The following is a 22,901-nucleotide window of genomic DNA, read 5'->3' on the forward strand; positions in this document are numbered from 1 at the left end:
TTGAAAAACTTTGTTGCTGGGGAGTGAGTCAGGAGCTTAGGGCCATTATCGACAACAAGGTTCCCGCCGGTCGCCGCGCTTGCACCGGTCTGACCTGTCGCTTTTGCACCTCTTAATCCGCTAAATAACCATTAGCGTTCCGCACGTCGCTCAACCATGGACTTTATATATTTAAGCTGCTCCAAGATGAAGTCAGAAAAGTTTGATGCTAGCACCTCGAACCCATCCAACTCCGAACTAACCTCTACGACCTGCCAATTATTCTTTGCGTCAAAACCATATAGCACATCACTCGAGTTCCCGCCAATTATGTAAATCCCTTCATAGCCCTCAATTTCCCGACCGCATATATTTGAATATTTTTCCGGACCATCATCAACATAAAAAGCAGCGTCTAGCTCACCGAATCCAAAACCTGCAAGAAATTCAAGATAATCAGCAGGCACACTGTTTCGGTCCGATTCTTCAACACCGCTCAGTATGGCATCAACATTAGAAATACAGTCACCATAATCTCCCTCAAAAAGCTCAGCGGATGTTATTTCGTCTATAAGCTTTCGTATTTCTACTGAATTCTTCATAGTCACTTACCAAATATTTTTTCTGCTGGACCCTGCGCTCTATGAATGCCTCCCTGATGCTCTCCACCTCACATTGCAGGTGTAATATTCCACCACTCAGCTTTACCACCAAATTTATTCTCTATCACATGATGCGCATCGTAATTTCTGGTTTTCATATTGCCATTTTTATCAGTGAATTTTTCTTTTGGCCATATCTCGCCTGTATTTTTTTCCCACTCAGCCCTCAAACTTGGCAACTTATCATTGAATTCTGCCCTATTCAATTTAACCTCTTCTCTAGATAGGCGTGAATAATTGTTCTCTCGTAGGTCAGCTTTCAAAAGCTCTAATTGTTTAGGCGTGAACTGCCTACCGGTCAAATTCTGGATGTCCGTAAGATATGACTTCGCATCCTTGGACAACTGAGTGCTAAGAAGCCCTGTCGCGGCCTCACCATTTTGAACAGTACCTCTTACACTACTTGCAGTGGCTTTTGCACCAACGCAATCAAGGTATAAAACTAAGACCCTCTATACTTTTAACTACACCATATAGCCCGCCATCCTCATTTGCGCAAGTATTGCCTCATCAAGTTGTTGGTCAGAAATACCTCTAATCGATTTGGCACTCTTCCATTTCCATATTACAGGAAGGATTTTGCTATCCAAACGATCAAGTTCTTCCAAAAAAACATTTGCTAAAACATACTTATCCAACTCAGGATCAGCGTCTAACATCAAGTTCAGTACAGTGCTCGGCATTTTTCCTTCCAGCAACTGGGCTAACAAATTGTTATTTTTTAAAGGTGACATAATTGATGCCTCCAATGGTTTCAATTTTCTCAACCTTTCCGTATCCGTACTTTTGGGCTATTTGGCCTGTCCATGTATTCAAAGCAGCATTTTCTTTTGACATTCCATTGGCAATATTCTCGAGATATCGAGCAGTGTTAACGCTGTCAGTGCCCGCCTCCCAAGCCCCACGGATTTGATTGACCTTGATGCCTTCATTGCCGAGGCGTTGCATTGCGCTGGCGAACATATCAGTGCCTGATGCATCGTAGTAGGGATGATTCTGTGCAGCACGAATTTCAAATCCCAGCACTCCCGCTTTATCCACATTCACGACCAATCCTGCTACGCCATCAGGATCGCCATACTTGAGCTGGACTCCCCCATCATTGAACGGCTTCATCGTAAAGTCATTTGTAACATCAACTTTCGGGATGGGTGGATCAACTCTCCCAAGTTCTTTTGCACCGTCAAGAAAGCTCTAAGAGTTCAACGGATCCCAAAGCACTCTCTTTACATACGCTATTGATTCCTCTTCAGTATCGAAGTCTTGGACTTCATAATCATCATTCAAAAGCATTTCTCTCCAACGCACACTCTTATCTTCGAACGCTGCAGCCAGCTCAGCTTTCATCTCATCCAGCTTTCCACTTGATATCAAGCCTCTTAGGTATATATTTTTAGCAGCTTCCTCCTGAAAACCAAAGTCTGCAGAAAATATAGTCTTTAGCATATAGCGAATATTTTCATACATTATAATATCCCTCTATTTTGCCAACGGCGCTGGAAAAATAGTGATAGTCTCCCAAACATTTTTGCCAGGATTAAATTGATAAACACCTTCTACGCTGCGTAAGTTGCTTACTTTAGCAGGAGCGCCTAGAACTTCTAAATTTTTAGCTGTATTACCGCTTGGCCAAATCCTCTTAAACCCTCTACCAAGGTCAGCCCCGACATCACCAACATCATCAGCCGTGACTCTAACTGTATCGCTGCCAGGATTACGAGCTATCGCTTTTTGCAAAGCGTTGGTTCGGACGAACTGATCAGCTTGAACCAACAAATCGTCAGAATGGAAGGCGGAGGACAATGGAGGAACCGATGGACCTATAGCGCCGTCCGGCTTTACACCGGTCTTTGCCCTGACCATCAGGTCTCCGTCAGTAACGTTACCACCGTGAACACCCAGTGAATGTGCGTTCGGATGACTTGTGAGCAACTCAAGTTTTTGTTGATCAATTTCACTTGAGGTATTTTTTGGGCCGTCGAAATTTGCATCCTTAGCTGCAGTTTTACCTGTCCCCACAACTCCAGTTTCTCCAGAAACCAAACCGGATGGAGTTGCTTTTGCACCAATACCAAAATCCGTAGCGCCATCAACAACCTTACCATCGACGGAAATCGGGCCCCGATTGGCGCTTGCTGGAAGCTCGGCACTGTAGGCAGTCGATGGTGCAAGTGTCGGACCTTTTGTTGCAACGGCTTCGCCTGCCTCTCTTCCGCCAAAATACCCCTCCGGCAGCGCACACGGCCCCGTATTGTGTACCCACGTCTTCAGATCCCCAACGTAGAACGTATGCCCCACATCAACCGTCAGGTTGTACGTCTCGCCCACTGGCAGGTAAAGCTCCAGCGACTCAACCTCAGATGACGTGTTGTCCGTATCGCCATCTGCCAAGGATTGCAGCAGGTCCCCCGGCTTCAAATCGATTACAGAGATAAAGTCGCGCTTGGCCGGTACGTAGAACGGGTGGCCCGGGGTGACCAGCAGGGTTTCGCCTTGCGCTTTGCCGTCGGCGCGAACGCTTTTCAGCTTGAGGCGGTAAATCGGTTGGTCTGTGCGTTGATGGGTGGCCAGAATTTTAGCGGCGAAGGGTTTGCCGCCTTTTTCGGGTTTGCTCCAGACCACGTCGCCGACTTTGAGCGACTCGATAGTGCGGTCGCCGTTGGGGGTCGAGACTTTAGTGCCGGCCGCGAAGCAGCAAGGCTCTTTGTATCTCGAGAGGATGACATCATCGCGTCGGGTCGCGAACAGGTCATCGGCCCTGGCGAAGCTGCCCACATCACCGGTGTAGACGGTTTGCTCGTATTTCCCAATCGAGGTGGTCGGGGCTGTCGCATTGGCGCCGGTGCGCTCGAAGCGCACGGCCGAGTCGAGGCTGTTGGGGTTCAGGCCATAATTGGGGATGTCATCCGCAACGCGTGCGATGCCGCTGCTGCCAAGCGCTTCCTGCCGGCCGACGCTAGCCAAACCGGCGGCGGAATCGGTTCGCGCCACAAGCAAGCCGTCCGCTCTTACGAGATTGGAGACCTCGCTCGCCTTCCCAAGCTGCCCGAACTTTGTCCAAGCAAATCCTGGAGCGGCGGCAGCCAACGCGGTACTGACGACTTCTGAGGCTAGGGCCGCTGATTCATAGCTGTTTCCCTGCAATTCAGCGACAAATCTCCTCCCCTCCAGCCCGGTTGTTACATGACCAATTACATCGACCCGAGGCTCGACAATTGGGCCCAGGAACCCGTCAGTGACGCCCAGCAGGTTTTGTTTGTTGAGGATCTCGTTCCCAATCTTGGCAACGCTTGTCACCGCCCCCCACGCAAAGCGACCAACCCCTGCCAGTCCACCTTTAGCCAGCTCGGCGGAGTCAGTCGATTTGCCACTGTAATCCAAATTGGTCTTGTAAAAATCCACCGTCTCTTGGGTGTTATGCTTTGCTGGGTCACCCAGGTTGTCGATGTTTATATTGCTGTCTCTGTAGGCAGTAGGTCGAGTTGTGCGGAAATCAAGAATCAACGCCGCCGTTTCATTACCTGAGTACCCCTGTCTTCCTTCCGCGGCCGCATCTGTACGGGCGTAATAGCTTGCCACGGGCGTAAGCGCCAGACCTAAATGCTGCAAGACCTTCGTGTCGATCTTGTCGACGTCTTGTGCCGGGATTGACTTACTCCAGCCCTCATCGGTGTAGTAAGCCAGTGCGACGCCCATCAAGCGCGCCGCTTCTTCAGTACTGATCTCTTTTGCTGCTGCCAGCTTCGGCGCTTCCTGTGCAATCAACTTCGCGGCATCGGGGTGCAACTGCTCGTTGTACCGCTCAACATTGCCCGCCACCCACGCGGCGTCATTCGGGTTGCCGTTAACCAGCGAGCCGGCGGCAATCCCGATGAGTTGCGCGGTGGCGACTTTGAATTGATTATCGGTGGCGAAGCGCTCATCCAGGTACTTACCGAGGTTCTCGTTCGCAATCGCCGTCAAGCCTTCAGCCGCACCGGCGGCAATAGCGCCGGTCTTGAAGTCGCCGCCTCGGGCTGCTGAGAGCGCGCCACCGAGGAGGGCATGCATCAAGACCTTCTGCGTCGAGCCGGGGCTCAGGTCCAGCTCGTTCGCGAGATTGCCAAGGCCGTTGTTGCCGGCCGCTGCGGCCAGATCGAAACCTTGCGACACCAAGGCCGAGCTGAGGTTGTCTTTCAAGCTGCCGCCGTTGATGGCGGTGGAGATGCCACTTTCGATGACGGCATGGGTGCCGCCGCGCAGCACCGCATCCTGTGCTTTCTGCCAGCTGAGCCAGTCACTGGAATAGCCTGGGTTCTGCACCGGCCCCGCCGTGGTGACTTTGGCGCCCGCACCGTCGGCCGGGCTCGCGCCCTTGAACCAATTACTGTCTGCGTAGTTCAACGCCCCGGTTGCCAGCCCGGCGATGGCGGCGTTTTTCAGGCTGCTGCTGCTGAAGGTGTCCTTAAGCGCAAGGCCGAGGTTGCCTTTGTTGTTGATCGTACTCACAACACCGGTGCTGGCCATCGAAGTCAGTGCGGCGGTGACCATCATGTTGCCAAGCCCGGCACTGGTGGCGGCAACCGCCGCCGACGTACTGGTCGCCGCAACCGCGGCTGTACCGGCGGCCATGGCAGTACTTGAGCCCGCTGTCGCGCCTGCAGCCCAGCCAGCCATCGCACTCGCACCGCCAGCCGTCAGCACGGTCACGATAATAATGACCGCTAGCATTACACCCTGGCCCATGCCCGAGTTGCTGTACTTGAAGGAGTCATGCAGCTCTTTTACCTGGCGCCAATCCACATCGCCGCGCTTCTCGGCTTCCTTGAGCCAGGCCAATTGCGGGTCGGCCTTGACCATGGTGTCGATGGTCTGGCTGACGGTTTGCTGGTCAACTTGCTTGACGTCGATTTTCAGGCCGTTCACGGCTTGGATGACGGTCTGCCCTTTTGCAACCAGTTCGCTCTGGCGCAGGGTTTCATCGGTTTTGCCTTTGCCCTTCATCGAGAACCAAGCCATGTCGCTCTTGCTCTTGGTATGGCTCTCGTCGTGATAGTCCTTCACGCCTTCAAACGTCACGGCGCCGCCGCTTTTCAAGATCAGGTCGTTGCCGCTGTTGAGCTTGGCGACCTGGTACAGCTGGTCGCCGTTGCTGACCAGGGTCAGGTTGCCTGCGGTCTTGATCTCAGTGCCGACGTTGGTGGTTTGGGTGACTTCATCGCGCTTGGCTTTTTTCGCGCCCCACCCACCGTTCTCCTTCATGTCATACAACGTATGCGTGCTGTTCTGCGCCGCCAGCAGGTTCAACTTATCGCCGCTGTACAGATACGCTTCATTGCCCGCACTGATCTTGCTCGCCACCAGCGTCGTATCGCGCCCGGCCTGGCTGGTAAAGTCGCCGCCCGCCGTCAACACGCTGGCCACTTGCGTGGTCTGCTCGTCCGCCGTCTTGATGCGTTTTTTGCCGTGTTTTTCTTTGCCCTCGACGTTGTGCATGTCGCTGACGGAGGCGACGTTGAAGTCGCGCCCAGCCTGGATATTCAGGTCTTTGCCGGCAGTGGCATTGCTGCCGATGATGTTGACGTCTTGCCCGGCTTGCATGTTGAGGTTGCCGCCTGCCGTGACGGTAGCGGCGAGGTTTTTGACGTCGGTGGTGATGCTGGATTTGTGCCCGCCGTTGCTGAATTCATGTTTCACGCTGGTATCGCTGGCGGCGACGAGGTTGAGGTCGCGGCCAGCAGTGAGGGTGGCGTCGTTACCGGCGACCAATGCGCCGCGGTTGGTGAGGTCGCGCCCGGCATCGATGGCCAGGTTGCCACGCGCGGTGATAGTGCTCGCGCTGGCATCGGTGAGGGTGCGCATGCCGGCGCCGTCACGTACTTGAATCGCGGTGTTGTCGTTGGTGATGTCGCCTTTGATGGCAGCAAGGCTGACTTGGCTGCCTCGAATTTCGCCGCCCATGGCGTTGCGGATGCTGTCTTGGGCCAGCAGGCTCAGGTTGTTGCCGGCTTCGATCAGGCCGCCGTTGTAGATGCTGCCACTGCTGACGGCGGAGAGGTTGTTGCTGGCGCGCAGGGTGCCGACGTTAACCAGGTCGCCACCGGTGACGAGGTTAAGGTCGCGACCCTGGATCAGGCTGTTGCCACGCACGTTGCGCGATTCGGCCTGTGCCAGGTAGAGCACCGGCACGAGCACGGTTTGGCCGTCGACCACGCGGTTTTCCATCCACACGATGTCGTGGGTCAGGGCGCCGACTTGCTGGCCGGTGAGTGTCACGCCGACGCTCAGGCGCAGCGCGTCTTTGCTGGCTAAGGCGTTGTCCATCAGGTAGCGGAACTGGTCGGCGTCGCTGAGCAGGCCGCCCGCCAGGAAGCGCTGGCCGGTTTGTGCGAGTACCGCGTCGCGAATCAGGCGGGTCTCGTATTGGCCATCGCCGAGGCGGCGCCAGGCGTTGTCGGCGGTGTAGCCGAGTTTGCCGAGCATGTAGTCGGAGCTAAAGAAGCCCGATGCGGTGGTGAACTCGGGGTTGGTTTCGATCAGGTAATGGCTGGTGGGGTCGGCGCTTTTGACGAACAGGCCGTAGTCACCCTTGGGCAGTTGGAAATACGGCGAGGTGGTGGGGTCGACCGGGGCGAACGGCGTGCCGGTGTAGTCCACGGGTACGAAGCCGCCGCCCGGCGCGAGGGTCACCACGGGCAGCACGGAGCCTGGCGCTTGGGCGCTGGCATCGTTGGCGTGCTTGCTGAGGCTGATATTGATGCCACCGACGGGGATGCCGGTCTGGTCGTCGCCGAGGGTGCCGGTCAGTTGTGCTTTTTGGTTTTCAAGCAGCGTGCCGTTCTGCACGTTGTTGGTGACTTTGGACAGGTCGACGGTGCCACCTGCCTGCAATGTGGCGTTGTAGGCATTGCCGTCGTTGGCGGTCCAGGTGGTGACGTTGCTCATCTCCACAAATCGCTCATCGCTGGAGCGTGCCTTGAGCGCTTCGAACTTCGCCAGGTCAAAACCGCCCGCTGCGACGGCAGCGTTGTAGGCCGGAATCTCGGTGAACTGCACCAGGTCCCAGTAATCCTTGTCGATCTTCATGCGGTTGCCGATGACGATATGGTTCTGCCCGGTACGGGTGCCTGCGCCTTGGTTGAGCAGGTCGTTGGCGATAATGCTCAGGTTGCGGTTGGCGGCCATCAGGCTGTAGCGGTTCTGTACGTTATCGCCCTGGATCAACAGGTCGGCCCCGGCTACAAGGCGTGCGGCGGCCGAGTCTTTGATCGCCGATTCAACGTAGGTTTGGTCGATAAAAGTCTGGCCGCGCTTGAACCAATCATGCCCCTTGCAATGCTGGATGCACTGCCACACCACGCTGCCGCTGGTCAGGGTTTTACCCAGTTCGAATTCAGCCTTGGCGTTTTCGACGAACGCGGCGCTGATGCCGATGTTGCCCTCACTTTCGACAGTGCCCGACAGGTTGCTGAATACCACCGCCCGCCCGCCATCCACGCCCGCAAACGTGAGGTTGCCTTTGCTGTAAACATCGCCATAGGTGTTGCTGAAGCCATTAGCGCGCAGCGTCAGGTCGCCACCGCTGAACAGCAGCGAATCGGCGCCGTTGGTGATGCCGTTGACGGCAGTGAGGTTCACCGCGCCTTGGGCGCCCATCGTGCCACGGTTGCCGATTTGTGCCGCCGCGATGTCCAGCTGCTGACGCGCAGTAAGGAAACCGAGGTTGTCGAGGGTGCCGCTCAGTTTGAGCTGGGTGTTGTTGCCCGCCAAGCGCCCGCCATTCTGGCTGAGGTTGTTAGCCGTCACGCTGAGGTTTTGCTGGGTCGCAATGCGGCCGCTGTTGTTCAGGTCGCCGCTGAGCGTGATGCTCACGTTGCCGTCGCTGAGCAGTTCGCCGCCGTTGTTCAGGCTGGCCACGTCGAGGGTCAAGCCCTTGCTGCTGGCCATGCGGTCGCCGGCCTTAAGGTTCAGGCCTTGGCTGCTTTTGTAGGTGAGGGCTTCGTTGAGTTGCACGCGGCCCAGGCCATCGACGTTGCCAAACGCCCAGTCAGCCGTGCCCAGGCCATTGATGCTGCCCTGGCTGCCGGTGAGGCTGGCGGTGTTGATGCGGAACAGGCCGGTGCCCGCGTGTTGCAACTGGCCGCCTTGGTTGTTCAGTTGCGTGGCGTCGAGGCTGAACGCCGCGCTGCCGAATTCGAGGGTGCCGTTCTGGTTGTTGAGGCTGTTACTGAGGTTAAGGCTGCTGCTGGCGCCGCCCAGCGCGCGCAGTTGCCCGCCTGCGCTGTTGTCGAGGTTGCCGCCGTTGAGGGTCAGGCCCTGGTTGGCTTCGATCAGGCCGCCTCGGTTGGTGAGCGTGTCGCGTGAGGCCAGGTTGAGCTGGTTGCCGCTGATCTGGCCTTGGGCGCTGTTGTCGAGCGTGGCACCGCTGATCGTCACCTGTTCTTTACCGAACAATTTGCCGCCACGGTTGGCCAAGGCTTCGACGGTCAATTGCAGGTTGCCGAGCAGGCTGGCCATCAAGCCGCCGCTGCTGTTATCGACCGTGTTGGCAGTGACGGTCAGGGTGTCGCCTTGCACGGTGCCGCCGAGGTTATCCAGGCTGGCGGTGTCGAGCTGAGTGTGCGCGCCGCCGCTGAGGATCAAGCCTTTGCGGTTGCTCACGTCCTGGCCGCTGTAGCTCAGGCCTTGGTTGCCGGCAAGCAGTTGGCCGGCGTCGTTGTTCAGGTGCTGCGCGGCGATGTCGAGGCGCTTGCCGCGCAAGGTGCCGCCGCTGTTGTTCAGCGTAGTGAGGGCCTTGACCAGCACGCTGCGCTCGCCCGCGTCGATCACGCCGCCAGCATTGGTCAGCAGGTTGCTGACGTTGAGGGTTACGTCGCCGTCGTTGCTGACCAGCGAGCCTGTGTTGCTGTTGTTGAGGTGCTGCGCGGTGACGTCAACCGACGTGCCGATCAGGATGCCGGCGCTGTTGTCCAGGCGCTCGCCTTGCAGCTGCAACAGGCCTTCGCTTTGAATGCGGCCTTGGGCGTTGAGCAATTGGCCCGGGCCTTTGAGCAGCAGGCTCACACCCGGCGCGCCACCGGCCAGCAGGCCCGCGTTGCGGTTGTCCAGGCCCGAGGCGCGCACGTCGAGGTGGTCACCCACCACGCGCCCAGCGCGGTTGTCGATGTCGCCGCCGCTTACGTCGAGCAGCAGTTGCTTGCCGACGATCACGCCGCTTTGGTTATCCAGGTTCGCCGCATGCAGCTCGACATCGCCCTGCCCCGCCTGCAAGCGGCCCTGGGCGTTGTTGAGCTGTTGCGCGGTGGCGAGGGTCAACTTGCCGGTGTTGGCGCTCAGCACGCCGTTGGCGTTGCTGCTGAGGCTGCCGGCGTTGAGGTTCAGATCGGTGCTGGCCTGGGCGAAACCCTGGCTGTTGTTGAAGGCATTGGCGACGGTGAGGTTCAGCGCGCCGTTGTCAGCCTGGATCAGGCCCTTGAGGCTGTTGTCGAGGTCGCCGGCATTCACGGTGAGGGCACTGGCCACCAGCACGCCGTTCTGGTTGTTCAGGCTGCCCGCGTTGACGGTCAGGTTGTTGGCGATGACTTGCCCGCCGCTGTTATTGAGCGCGGCACTGGTCAGCACCAGGCTGCCGCCAGCCATTTCGATGCGGCCTTGGCGGTTGTCCAGCGCGGCGCTGTCGAGGGTCGCGGCCTGGCCTTCACCGAAGCGAATCAGCCCGCCAAGGTTGGCGATGGCCGGCGCGCTGAGCGCCAGGTTTTGCTCGCCGTACAGGCGTGCCGTGGTGCCTTGGTTGGTCAGGTTGGCGGTGCTGACGCTGACGGTTTTGCCCTGAATGATCGCGCCCTGGTTGGTCAGCGCTTGCGCGGCAGTGATCGCCAAGGCGCGGCTGGCCAGCAAGTTGCCGCTGGTGTTGAGTGTTTGCGCGTTCACCACCAGGTCGCCAGTGGCGTTGCGGCTGTTGTCCGCTGCCACACCGGCTTCGATGATGCCGGGGTTGGTGACGGTGGTCGCGTTGAGTTCGATGCGTTGGCCGGCAGCCACGCTCTGCTGGTTGACCAAGCCTTGGGCGCTGGTGACCTGCACGTTGCCGGTGGCGTAGACCTTGTCGGTAAGGTTGACGTTCTGCGCGGTGACTTTGACGTTACCGGTGGCCGACGTCTGCGCCATGCTCAAGTGGCCGTTGGCATCCAGCTGGATATCGCCGCCGCTGGCGGCCAGTGTGCCGTCGAGTTTCACGCCCACACCGGCTTCGGTGCCGACCAGTTTGATCGCACCGGCGTACATGCCGCCCAGCGCCGAGGAATCGATGGCCAATTCTGGTTTGGCGCTGCCGTCGTCAGCGCGCGTGGTGGTTTTCAGGCTTTGGGCATCGACGTCGTTACGCCCGGCGATCACGGTCAATTCACGCGCGTTGATCTGCGCATTGATCTTGGCCGAGCGGGTGATGATTTCGAAGCGGTCGACGTTACTGGCGTTGAGGCCCTGGCCGTCGATGGTCACGGCGCCGCCGTCGACCTGATAACGCTGCAACTGGCCGCTCGCGTCGAGCACCGGTTTGCCGGTGGTCAGGGTCACGTTGGGGGTGTTGATAAAACCGCAACCGCTGCACGTGATGCCGTAAGGGTTGGCGACGATGACCTTGGCCGACTGCCCCGCCACTTCGGTGTAACCGCGCAACTGGCTTGGGCTGCCACCGTTGACTTCGTTGAGGATAACGCTGGCCGCGCCGCCCTTGAGGTTAGGGTTGCCGATGATGTAGCCGCCCAGTTGGGTGTTGGTCACCGCGCCCGTGGCGTTGTTGAGGATCACGCCGTTGGGGCCGACGTTGTAGTCCTTGAATTGGTTATGCGACAAGCCACTGCCATTGGGCGTGGCGATGTTCACCACGGGCACGCCATTGCCGGCTTGGCCAACAGTGGTGCCCGGCGCGCTGACCACAATGCCTTCGGCCTGGGCCAGCAGCGGCTGCCAGAACAGCGCGTTGGCCAGGATCAGCACCAAGCCGCGCTTGGGCAAGCCGAAGAACGAATCTCGCGGCTTCAGCGCAGCAGAAGGTTGGCGGGCCAGGAAGGCAAAGTGGCGAACATCCATTGTCATAGTCTCGATGTAACGGGGCGTTGAATTACAGGAAGAAATCCATGCGGAAGTAGATCGGCGCTTCGCGCTCGCTCATCACTGCCGGGCGTTCCAAAGAGTGCGCAAAGGTCACGCTGGTGCTGACGTATTTGCCACGGGCGAACAGCTCCAACGAGTTGCTGGAGACCCGGCCGTGCACTTCGCCGTTGTAGCGGCCGTTGCTGATCACGCCTTGGTCGTAGCCGACGCTGGCGCCGTACTCGGCAAAGGCTGGGCGCATCCAATCCCAGGTCACCGGGCGGGCCCAGCGCACGTCGTTGCGCCAGTAACCGCCGCTGTCGCCGTTGAGTTGCTGGTCTTTGAAACCGCGCACCGAGGCTGAGCCACCCAGGCTCATGCGCTGGGGGCTGAACAAGATGTCTTCGCTGTGTTGGCCGGTGGCCAGGCTGGAAAAGCTGAACGACTCGCCCCACAACGTGAACGGCTGCAGGTAGCTGACGGTGGCGGTGTATTTGCGATAGCGCGCACTGGGCTGGCGGTTGCCGTACGCGTCGCGCTCGTCGTTGGCTTGGGCGTCGAAAGCACCGATGCCGTTTTGCATGCCTAGGTCGAGGTTGACGAAGGCATTGCCAATGCGCCGGCCATGGTTGATGCCCAGTTGCAGTTCGCTGAGGCGGTTGCTGCTGGTCTCGAGGTGAGCCTCATTGATGTAGTTGTTGGTGCGCAGGTGCGCCAGGCCAACGTTGAGCGAGGTCTTGCTCACGTCGTCACGATGGATCACCCGCTCGGCGCGAAACTGGTGGTTCTGGTTGTCGCCCGACTGTTTGAACTTGAAGGTGTCGGTGTAACCCAGCGCGCGGTAATCGCTCTCGCTGTAGGTGTAACTGAAGTTCCACCAGCCCCACGGCACGTTGTAGTAGAGCATGGTGTTTTTCGAGGTTTTCTGGTGGTCGCTGACGGCATCGTGGCCGCCGCGCAGTACCAGTTGGTCAGCCAGGCCGAGCGGGCTGTCCCACTCAAGGCCAGCGCCCCACTGCTGCTCGCCGGTGCTTTTCTGGCCGTCGTTGTTACGCGACAGGCTGGCGCGCCAGGGCTTTTGCGCGGTGTTCTTGACCACCACGTCGCTGCCGCCGATCTGGCGGCCGGGGGTCAGTTCCATTTGCGCCTGCTTGGAGGGCAAGCGATTCAGTTGGTCCACCAGTTGCTCGACTTCGCGCAGGTTCAGCGCCTCGCCGACCTTGCCAGGAAAGGCCATGGCCAGTTCGCGGTCGGTCACCGTGCTGCCTTCGGCGCTTTTCAAGGCTTCGAGTTTGCCTTCGACCACCAGCACTTGCAGATGGCCGCTGGAGAGGTCTTGTTGCGGCAGGTAGGCGCGGCTGGTGACGCGGCCTTTGGTGATGTAGTAGTCGGTGATGACCTTGAGCAACTCATTGAGCTGCGAGACGCCCAGGCACTCGCCGATGTAGGGCTTGAGCAGGCGCTCGCGGTCTGCGGCGGCCAGGCTGTCGGCGCCCTTGAGTTCGATGTCTTTGATCGGAAAGCAGCGCGTGTCCGCCGGCAAGGCCGGGGCCTGGGGCTTGGCTTCTTTGCCGGGCAGGTCCTGCAGTTCTTGCAGGCGCCGTTGCTGCTCTTCGAGCAAGCGGTTTTGCCGGTCACGGATCAGGTCTTGATCCCCAGGTGTGGGGGCGGCCATGGCAGTGTTCAGGCTCAAGTAAGCGAGCAGAAAAGTGCACAGCAAGTACCGAGTCCGTGGCAATAACGAAGACATGTTCGATCCATCGAAAATCAAGGGGCGGCAAACTAACATCGAACTTGCGCTTATCCAAGAAACTGGATTAGTTGCACATTCGTACTAGTTACACCTGCAAACCATTGATAGATAACAATAAATAATTATCAAAAAAGAGTTACAGCCTGTTGCTGGAAGTTTTATTCCGACAAGCGGCTACTGTTTTGATAGCGTTTCGAACAAGTACTGATGAAATGCCATTAGTTAGCCATCAAGTTCTTGTCGAGATAGATTAGTACCGAGGAATACAGAAAAGTTCGCGGTGGTTTTGTGAATTGGATCCCATTTATCGGATTAGTCTGGCGCAGGGCTTGTTGTGGCGAGCGGGCTTGCCCCGCGTTGGGTGGCGAAGCCGCCCCTATCAGAACCTCTGCGGTATGTCAGGCAAGAACGTGTCGTAAGGTTTGGGGCTGCTGCGCAGCCCAACGCGGGGCAAGCCCGCTCGCCACAACAACCCCTCAGCCGGCGCCTTTGTCTTTTTCCATCCCCGGCACCAACGTCAGCGCCGGGCGCTCGACGTCTCGGGACACGTGCGACTTCACGTCTTCCACACCGCCGTCTTCGTCGTTGTGGATCACCAGTACACCCGGCTTGCGGAACTGCTCCAGGTGGCCGTCGCCGAGGTTGAAACTCTCACTCATTTGCTTGTCGCTGAGGGCATTGGCCTCGGCGCGGCGTTGGGCGAACTTGCGGCCCCGGCGTTGCTGATAACGCGCCCAGCTGATGAGGATCACCGCATTGAACAGGGCAATCCACAGGTAGATCTGCAAGGTGTTGAGCGCCGCAAAAATTGGCGCTTCAATGCGTGGGCCGCCGTGGGTTTCCAGCATCGCGGTCATCCCACGCGCCAACAGCCAAATCAGCCCAGCCCAGGCCAGCAGGGTCAGCAGCACATCGATGACCCACATCACTGAGTTTTGGCGAGTTCTGACCAGTTTCATGGTCACGCCTCCTCTTCACTAGGTTTAATACCACGGTCCGGGCTGACCCAGCGCGCGCGTTTCTGGTGCTGGTTGAAGAGCACCTTAGGAAAGCTGACCAAGGTGGTGAACAAGCTGACCAGCCAGAACACCATTGGGTACCACACGGTCCAGAACAGGGTTTTCCACAGGCCTTTCTCGTAGCGCCGGTCGATCAGGATGCTCACCGCAAACTGCAGCAGGCACACCATCGCCAACACCAGCCCGGTAAACGCCGGTGGCATCAGCGAATCCACAGCAATCGCCTGTGGCAGCACCACGAATTTACCCACGCCCCAGAAGATCACCGACAGCAGGAAGGTGAAGGCCCAACCGGTGGACAGGCAGTATTCGAACAGCAGCGGCCACAGGTAGCGGTGGCGCCATTGCCAGATGCCACGAATGTTTTTGAACAGCACCTCGGCGCCGCCCTGGGCCCAGCGCAGGCGTTGTTTCCACAGGCCGCCGACGGTTTCAGGCATGAGGATCCAACACAAGGCGCGGGGTTCGTAGAAGATCGCCCAGTGATCGAGTTGCAGCTTCCAACTGACATCGATGTCCTCGGTGATCATGTCGGTGCTCCAGTAGTCGATGCGGTCCAGCGCCTTCTTGCGAAACGCCACCACCACACCCGACACCGTGAAGATCCGACCGAACACCCGCTGGGTCCGCTTGATCAAGCCGATGATCGAGGAGAACTCGCCCACCTGCACCCGACCGATCAGCGTCGAACGCGTGCGAATGCGTGGGTTGCCGGTCACGGCGCCCAGGCGCGGGTTATCCAGCATCGGCGCCACCAAGTAGGCCGCCGCGTTTTTATCGAGCAAAGCATCGCCGTCAATGCACACCAGGTATTCACTGCGCGCGGCCACGGCGCCCATGCGCAAGGCCACGGCTTTGCCCTGGTTCTGCGCCAGGTGCAGCACGCGCAGGCGTGGGTGTTCCAATGCCAGGGCATCGAGGACCGCCGCGGTGTTGTCTTTGGAGCCATCGTTGACGGCGATCACTTCGATGTTCGGGTACAACTGGCCCAGCGCCGCGTGAATCGTTTCGGCGGCGTTATCGCCCTCGTTGTAGCAAGGAATGATGATCGAGATCAGCGGGTTACCGGCCAGGGTCGGCGCGGGGGTGTCTTCTTTCCAGGGCCAGTGACGCTCCCAGTGCAACCAGAAGTACAGCCCGCCGGCGATCCACAGCGCCGACATGAAGAGCGGGTAGAAAAACACGAAGTCCATCAGGAACTGCCCGGTGACCAAAAAGATCAGGCCAAGGGGCACACCCAACACCAATGCCAGCACGAATAAAGCCAGGAGTCTGTCGAACATGGTCAAGGGTTCCATTGGTTGGACAGGGCCGGACGGACTGTCTTCAAGTCCGGCGAGTTTTCCAGGAAGTTGTCCGGGTAGTAGCCAAAACTCTTGACTCCCTGGCGCTTGAGCACACCCATCCATTCGGCCATTTGCGCACCGCTGAGGTCCGGGGCGGCGGGGGTACGCCAGTCCTTGGCTTGCAACTCGAAAACGGTTTTGTCCAATGCGCCGGGGCGCGCCTTGACCGTGGCGACCAACTTTTCCAACCAGGCGTTGGACGTTTTCAGTTCCTGCCCTTCCATCAGCGGCATCGCCATCGGCGCGGTCCAGTCGTAGGCCTGAAGGAAATCATCGAGGTTCTGTGCGAACCAGGCTTCGCTGGCCGGGTTGAGCATTGGCTCGGCGAAGATATTGCGCGCGGTCAATATCTGCGGGCCACCGATGGCGCGGACCTTGGCGGTCAGCTCATGGGTGAAGTCGATCAAGTAGCGGCTCTTGAAGCGCGTCCAGCGTTGCATCACCGCCGGGTCAGCGCGCAGCGCAGCGATGCTGTCCGGCAAGCCGTTGGCGGCATAGGCCTTGAGCGCGGCGGGGCTGGCGTCTTCGAAGTCGGAGAGCACCGCATCGTCGTGGTACAGCACACCGTCGATGGCACTGTTGCGCACCAGGTCTTCGTAGATCTCGCCAATGATCTTGCGTACCTGCGGATCAAACGGCGACAAGCGCTTGTATTGATCCGGGTCGATGCCAACCTTGCCGGTTTCCGGGTCCCAGCGGGTCACACGTGGCAGCTTGGGATCGAGGGCGAAACTGAGCACGGGCATCCACGCATACACACTGGCATGGGCACGAGTGTGCAACTGCCAGGAAACGCGGTTGAACAGGTCGGCGCGCACCGGCAAGTGACGGTTGGGGAAGTACAGCGAATGCACCAGGCCGTCACCCTTGGGGTCGGCGAACGCTTGCAGGAACACGGTGCCTGCGCCCATGTCCACCACCCGTTGCACCAGTTGGTCGAGGTTACGCGCTTCTTGGGCTGGGTCCGGGTCGTAGACGTTGTCCAGGTCCACGTGCAGCACGCGCAGCGGAGCCTGGGCTTGCACCGCCACCATGCTGTTAGCGAAGTGCTCGCCGTCCGGGTCGGAAGCCACCAGGAAGCGTGGGCTGTTCATCAGGTTGCCAAGGCTGTCGAGGCCGTCTTCCAGGGTCAGGGCCATCTGGTAGCCCTGCTCACCGACGATCGCCAGCGACGTGCCCTTGGCTGCGCCGTATGGCCACACCCATACGCGTGGTGCTTTACCGGTCACGGTGCGGATCTTGTTGGAGATCGCCGCGACATCAGCCTGCATGCGCGCATCGAATTTCGCCTGATCTTCATAACGCCCGGTGGCCGGGTCAAAGCGCAGGCTGGTCGCCGCCGGCTCTAGGTTGCCCTGGGGGTTGGCGAGGATCCCTTTGTGGTTGTTGTCGGTATGCGCGGCGATTTCCACCAGGCCGGACTGGGACACCTCGCGAATCTGTTGCCAGGTGAGGAATTCCCCACGTGGGCGCGGCGAGCCGGCGAAGTCCACTGGTTGATTGAGCGGCGTATCGATCCAATACCCCACCGGCGCCAGCAAGGCCGGCCAGTGATAGGCGCGCAGAATCGGCATGACGCGGGTGTAGAAGCTGGAGTAGCCGTCATCGAAGCTGAGCATGATGGCTTTGGGCGGCAACTCGGGGCCGCCACGACGCGCGGCCAGTATCTGGTCGACGCTAACGGCCTGGTAGCCATTCTCGCGCAGCCAGGCCAGCTGCTCGATCAAACGTTCGGTACGCACTGCCACCACCGCCTGGTCGGGGTCGCGATCCTCAACGTCATGGTAGGCAATGCCCAGGAAATGGTTTTTCGGCCACGGCGCTTCATTGGCCAGTGTCGGCCGCTCGGCAGGTGGGGTAAATGGCGCGGGTTGTTGGGCGCAGGCACTGGCCAGCACTAAACCCAGGACCAACAAGCAACGGCTGAGGACGGTCATGGTCAGGCTCTTTTAGAAACGGTAAGTGAGGTCGACGAGCAAGCGCAGATCGCGTTCGCGATTACCGTCATAAGGTCGGCTGATCAGGCTCAGGTTGGCGCCCACGTCCAGCACATCGTTCCAGCGAAAGCGCTGGCCATACCCGATCAAACCGACGCCACCGGTGGAGTAATCCCGCTGGCTGTAGGTACCCGCACCGAGTTGGAACTGCTGACTCCACTGGGTCTCGTAGCGGTGATAGAGCACATGGTTGACCGTGACGGTGGGCAACACGCTGAGGTCAGACTTGGGGTTGAAGTACACCGTGTCTTCCTTGGTGTTGCGGCTGGCGCCGACTTCCAGGCCCAGGTCCACTTGCACGCCCGGCGAGCTGTAGATGCCCTCGCGGCCGGTGAGCAAGGCTTCAAGCCGGTTGTTGCCGTCGCTGAAGTGCGACGGGCTCAAGGACAGCTTCCACTCGCGGCTTTCATTCGCGCGCCAGCGGATAAAACCACTGCCACCGTTGGCCGTGACATCAGCGTTCAGTGCCCGTAACGGTGTGGTGGTCAGCAGGTAGCCGAGGCTGCCGCCGTACTGCCAGTTGTCGTTGATATCGCGGGCAATCGAAACGCTCGCGCCTTGTTTGGAGCCATAACCATAGGAGTGGTTGGAGACTGCGGCTTCGAGAGTCATGTCACGGGTACGCCGCTCCACGCCCACAACTTGCCAGCGATGCTGGCCGCTGCCTTCGCTGAAGTCGGCCGTGGCATACCCGGCACCGGCGAACACCCGCCAGTCTTTGTCGATGGGCGGGGTGTAGATCCGACTTTCAATGCCCCAATCCCGGCTGCCCGCTACCGCACCGACGTCGCCGTTATTGCCGCCGCCGTAGCTTTTACCGGTGTAGGCCTCGACACGCAGTTCGGCCATGTCGTGCACATCCCTTAGGCGGCTCAGGCGCTGCACCTGCCGGCTGTCCGGGTTGCGGGCCAGCACGTCATCGGTCAGCACGTCCATTTGCCGCCACTCCTGCAGGTCCATGGCGGTGTAGGCTTGGCTCACTTCCAGGCCGATGTCACGCGGGGTCTGGGCTTCGGTTTCCTTGAGTATGCCCTCGGCGCGCCGGGGCAAATCACGGGCGCGGTACATATCAGCCTGGGCCAGGCGTAGGCCGACGTTACCTGGGGCTTTTGCCACCAACGCTTCCAGGCCGGCTTCGCTGCCAGGCAGGTCGCCGCCATAGACGCCGGCCTGGGCCGACAGTTGTTGCGCATCCATCCAGGCATCGTTGGGGTTACCGATGGGCAAGCCCTTGAGTTCGACCCGAGGCTTCTGGCTATTGGCGAGGCCATTGGCGACTTCGCGCGCATCGGCGCCTTTATCGCTTTCCTGCAAGGCGTAGAACAACGCCGTGGTGTCTTCAACCCGGTCATCGGGCTCGGCATCGGCGGCACTCAGCGCCTGGCGATACAGCGGCTCAGCATTTTCCGGTTGGCGCTGGTCGAGGTAAGACGCCGCCACCCAACGCACGGCGTAAGTGGGCAATTGCACGCCTTCGCCCTTGAGGGTTTCGTAATCACGGACCACATCAGCCGTGCGCGTGCGTGCCTTGAGGGCGCCCAGGCGGTCGATGCGCCAGCGCACCACATCGTCATGGGCGCTGGCATCCGGGGTCCAGCGGGCGAGCAGTTTGTCGTAGTCCTGCAGCGCGCGATCGGCAATGACGTAACGTTCTTTCTCGGTGCGCGTCGCGAACTCGGCCATGCGCACACGCTCGGCGGCGAGGTCACCTTCAAGACGGCGCTGGGTCACGGCGTCGAGCACGCCCGGGTGCTTGGCCGACAGGCGCAAGGCCGGTTCCGGCAGGCGGGCCCGTTGCAGGGCGATGATGTATTCGCGGATCACGTCAGGTTTGTCGCCAGCGCGAATAAAGGCCTGGTCGAACTCAAACAGCGCGTCGTAGTTCAGGCCCGCGCGGGTCAGCGCATAGCCCAGGGCCATGCGGCGGTTGGGGTCATTCGGTTGCGCCGCCACCAGTGCGCGGGTGCGTTGCACCGCTTCATTGGTTTGGCCGCCGTCGGCCTGGGTCAGGGCCTGGCCCAGTTGCAGGTCGACATTGTTCGGCTCACGCACCAGCGCCTGCTGATACACCGCCAAGGCCTGCGGCCACTGCTTTTGATTGCGGTAGGTACGGGCCACGGTGGCCAGTGCCTGGGTGGTCAGGTTGCGGTTTTTGCCTTGGGCCTCATACACCTTCAGCACTTCGGCGTCTTGCCCGGCCCACCCGGCAATCACAAGGTGATCGCTGATCTGGCCCGGTGTCTGGCGCTCGGCAGGCAGTTGACGTAATTGAGTGAGGGCCGGCGTGAAGTTGCCGTTGCGCGCCTGAATGATCAGGGCATCGTAGGCGGGATCGGCCACGGCAAGGGCGGGCATCAACAATTGACTGCATAAGGCGGCCCCGATGAGCAGTCGCAACCGGCCTGAAGCACTGATGGGTAGGGTTTGCAACATATCGTGAGCTTCCTTACACACGGAAAGCTATAACGATAGGTGGTCCTGAGCTGTTTGCATCAGGGCGCCGGCGTCTAATGACCCGACCAAGCTTTCCTGTAGGAACTATCCCCTAGTGACGTAGGGAAATGCCTAATTCAGAACAATTGTTCAGAATTGTGCGCACAACAGAAAAGCCAATGGGGGAGCAGACTTGCCTGAGCTGATCGGTCAGCGTCGGCCTATACGCCGACTGTTTGACCGCTGCCTCAGGCAACGCTGCTCCCCCACTATTTATTTCTTACTGGTGTAAGAAATCTTACTGCGCGCCGCTGACCGCACCCGCTTTAGCCATCACAAAACCAATGAATTGCTCGACGGTCATCTTCTGGCCGTTGAAGGTCACTTCATTGTTGGCGTAATGCAGCTTGGAGACCACGTCAGTGCCCACCAGGGTTGCCAGTTGAGTGCCGACGGCCATGCCGCTGACCATCTCGGCGGCCATCTGCGATTGCTGCTCGATGGCTTTAGGGTCGGTCACGCCGCCTACCTGCGCTTGCAGGGCAGCCACGTCGCCGATCATTGGCTTGGACAGGGTCAGGTTGGCATCCAGCAGCGCGATGACCTGCTTGCCCAGCTCAACCGGCGGCAGCTCCATAGTCGAAGGTTTGGCCAGGTCCAACACCAGGTTGAATTTGCTTTCGCCATGGGTGGTTTTCAGCGACAGGTTTTCCACCGCCACTTGCGGCTTGGCAGCCAGCACTTGGTTGACGTTGGCCTCGGCCAGGGTCTGCTCGGCTTCGGTCAGTTGCAGCTCAGGCACCGGCTGGCCGGCAGCGGCGGCGGCTTGCACCGGCTGCATCTTGTCTTGGTAGAGCTTGGTCAGCACCAGCATCGCCGGAATGTCGACGTTCTTCATGCTCAGGGCCATGGCGGCCGAGCCGACAGGCTTACCCTGGTAACCAATCTCGTCGATCTTGTAGTCGACGCGGCCGGCCAGGTTGTTGTCTTTGGCCTCGCTGGTGTCTTTTTGCTCGAAGCCTTTGAGGGTCAGCACGGCTTTCTGCGGGCCGAAGGTGACCTTGGTGTCGGTCAGCTCAACGGTGTTTTGCCCGGTGTAGAAACCGAACGAGGTTTTCTCCAGGTTGCTGGCCACGGTCAGGCCGGACAGTTCAGCTTCGAACGGCGCGCCGTTGGCATCGATCACCGCGACTTTCAGGCTGTTCATATAGCCTTCAGCCTTGACCTTCTGACCTTCGGCGGTGCCGTCGAAGTCCAGGTTAGCGCCCGAGAAGCTGACCGAAGACTTGTCGTCCTTGAGCTCCAGAGGCAGCAGTTCAACGTTGCCGCTGACCGAGCGGGTGTAGCCGATGTTGACCACGCCTTTGAGAGGCGACACGTCTTTGCTGGCGGCGAACCATTTTTCAGTGGTGGCGTTCTTTTCCAGCGCGTAGTGACTGGTGGCCATGACCGGCAGCCATTTCAGCGAGACCAGACGCGAGAACGGCAGCGGGCCGTGTTCGATGTGGTCGACAAACAGCAGCTCTGGGTTCGGGTTGTCTTCACCGAATACGCTGCCTTGGCCCTTCAGACGGTAGTGCGCGGTGCTGCTGAACAGGCCACGGTCCAGGGACACCAGCTCCAGGTTCACGCTGCCGTCGACGCCGGCCATGGAGCTCTGTAGTTCTTTGTTAGCGTTCTGGATCGCGGTTTGCAGCACCGGCTCCAGCTGCTTACCGGTGTACCAGGCGCCGCCTGCACTGACGACGCCAACGGCGACAACGAAACCCAAAAGAACAACTGCTGGCTTATTCATGAAGTGACCTGATCAAATCCTGTGAGAAGTGGGCTGTCTTCCTTGAACCCCGAAAGGGTTGGCTCAAGCCCGCCGAAAACGGGGATAAGATTAGCACTGGCGGCCAAGAACGGCCCAGCTTTTCAGAGGGGTCAGGTCTGCAGTTGGTTCAGGTGTACTCCAATTCAATCTCGTCGAGCTGGTGATCAAAACTCTTCAAACGTGCCGTCCAGGTGTACACCAACACCTCAAATTCACGGTGTATCACGGCGTTTCCGGGGGTGTCGGCCTTGGGGTTGCAGAAGTCCAGCTGGTAGCGCTCGCGCGCCATGGCGTTGGCCACGTCGGACAATTCCCGAGCGTTATTCAGCCAATGCCTACCTTCGGCGACCTGCTGGTCGAGCAGCACACATTGCTTTTTCAGGGCTTCGAGGCTTTTTTCCAGGGGCGTGCCGGTGAGTTCACCCATGACTTCCTGGAACGTGCGCCCGGGCTGCCAGTAGCTGCCCCAGAAATAGCGGTCGAACACGGTTTCGACACGGCGCAGGGCGACCTTGGTGTCCCAGATCGCCACACGGGTCTTGCCTTGTTCGAGGAGCTTTTTCTTCACCCGTTGGTTTTGATAAGACGCCCACGCCACCACGCCGATAGACAAGGTGCCTATCACCAGGCACGCGCTGTCGAGAAAGACCATGGCCGTGTCGATTTGATGGGCAAGCATGACGCCGTAGAAATAGGCAGCCGATAACAACACCAGTGCGAAACACACGCACCAGAAAGCGGGAGCATAAGGGTTTTTCATTATTGGAATCCCCATGAGCAAACGCGAGCAGTGACGAGCGAGCCGTCACAGCGGCTCACAGGT

13 protein-coding genes are annotated in these 22,901 nt (G+C 59.3%); all 13 read right to left on the bottom strand.

The window, feature by feature from the left end; all coding sequences use genetic code 11:
• Positions 1 to 131 precede the first annotated feature (131 nt).
• A complete protein-coding gene (locus ACI77I_RS26505) occupies positions 132 to 581 on the bottom strand; it encodes an SMI1/KNR4 family protein (protein WP_406999189.1) in 450 nt (149 codons plus the stop codon).
• Positions 582 to 649: 68 nt separating this feature from the next.
• Positions 650 to 943 carry a hypothetical protein gene (locus ACI77I_RS26510; RefSeq protein WP_406999191.1) on the bottom strand — a complete coding sequence of 98 codons (294 nt, stop codon included), beginning with the start codon at positions 941 to 943 and terminating at the stop codon, positions 650 to 652.
• Between the two features lie 162 nt (positions 944 to 1,105).
• Positions 1,106 to 1,375 (bottom strand): hypothetical protein, encoded by a 270-nt coding sequence (locus tag ACI77I_RS26515; RefSeq protein WP_406999193.1) that lies wholly within the window; start codon positions 1,373 to 1,375, stop codon positions 1,106 to 1,108.
• The gene (locus ACI77I_RS26520) at positions 1,356 to 1,757 is read right to left on the bottom strand and encodes a hypothetical protein (RefSeq protein WP_231809755.1); all 402 of its coding nucleotides are present in this window, start codon (positions 1,755 to 1,757) and stop codon (positions 1,356 to 1,358) included. Before ACI77I_RS26520 ends, ACI77I_RS26515 begins: the two co-directional genes overlap by 20 nt.
• A 78-nt stretch (positions 1,758 to 1,835) precedes the next feature.
• Positions 1,836 to 2,108 carry a hypothetical protein gene (locus ACI77I_RS26525; protein ID WP_123480124.1) on the bottom strand — a complete coding sequence of 91 codons (273 nt, stop codon included), beginning with the start codon at positions 2,106 to 2,108 and terminating at the stop codon, positions 1,836 to 1,838.
• Between the two features lie 12 nt (positions 2,109 to 2,120).
• Positions 2,121 to 11,711, bottom strand: a complete 9,591-nt coding sequence (locus ACI77I_RS26530) for a DUF637 domain-containing protein (protein WP_406999196.1) — start codon at positions 11,709 to 11,711, stop codon at positions 2,121 to 2,123.
• A gap of 31 nt (positions 11,712 to 11,742) precedes the next feature.
• Complete coding sequence (locus ACI77I_RS26535) at positions 11,743 to 13,464, bottom strand: ShlB/FhaC/HecB family hemolysin secretion/activation protein (RefSeq protein WP_094952047.1); 1,722 nt, start codon at positions 13,462 to 13,464, stop codon at positions 11,743 to 11,745.
• A 479-nt stretch (positions 13,465 to 13,943) separates the two neighbouring features.
• A complete protein-coding gene (gene pgaD / locus ACI77I_RS26540; RefSeq protein ID WP_094952048.1) occupies positions 13,944 to 14,426 on the bottom strand; it encodes a poly-beta-1,6-N-acetyl-D-glucosamine biosynthesis protein PgaD in 483 nt (160 codons plus the stop codon).
• 2 nt (positions 14,427 to 14,428) lie between these two features.
• On the bottom strand, positions 14,429 to 15,769 hold the full coding sequence (gene pgaC, locus ACI77I_RS26545) for a poly-beta-1,6-N-acetyl-D-glucosamine synthase (RefSeq protein WP_094952049.1): 1,341 nt from the start codon (positions 15,767 to 15,769) through the stop codon (positions 14,429 to 14,431).
• Between the two features lie 2 nt (positions 15,770 to 15,771).
• Entirely contained in the window at positions 15,772 to 17,769 is a 1,998-nt protein-coding gene (pgaB, locus tag ACI77I_RS26550; RefSeq protein WP_406999198.1) for a poly-beta-1,6-N-acetyl-D-glucosamine N-deacetylase PgaB, read from the bottom strand.
• Between the two features lie 12 nt (positions 17,770 to 17,781).
• Complete coding sequence (gene pgaA, locus ACI77I_RS26555) at positions 17,782 to 20,262, bottom strand: poly-beta-1,6 N-acetyl-D-glucosamine export porin PgaA (RefSeq protein WP_406999200.1); 2,481 nt, start codon at positions 20,260 to 20,262, stop codon at positions 17,782 to 17,784.
• Between the two features lie 298 nt (positions 20,263 to 20,560).
• Positions 20,561 to 22,057 carry a YdgA family protein gene (locus ACI77I_RS26560; protein WP_263274274.1) on the bottom strand — a complete coding sequence of 499 codons (1,497 nt, stop codon included), beginning with the start codon at positions 22,055 to 22,057 and terminating at the stop codon, positions 20,561 to 20,563.
• A 148-nt stretch (positions 22,058 to 22,205) separates the two neighbouring features.
• Positions 22,206 to 22,838: an NADH:ubiquinone oxidoreductase subunit N gene (locus tag ACI77I_RS26565; RefSeq protein WP_094952053.1), complete on the bottom strand. Its 633-nt coding sequence runs from the start codon at positions 22,836 to 22,838 to the stop codon at positions 22,206 to 22,208.
• Between the last annotated feature and the right edge of the window lie 63 nt (positions 22,839 to 22,901).

The organism is Pseudomonas sp. D47 (genome assembly GCF_045447305.1).
Classification (GTDB): Bacteria; Pseudomonadota; Gammaproteobacteria; order Pseudomonadales; family Pseudomonadaceae; genus Aquipseudomonas.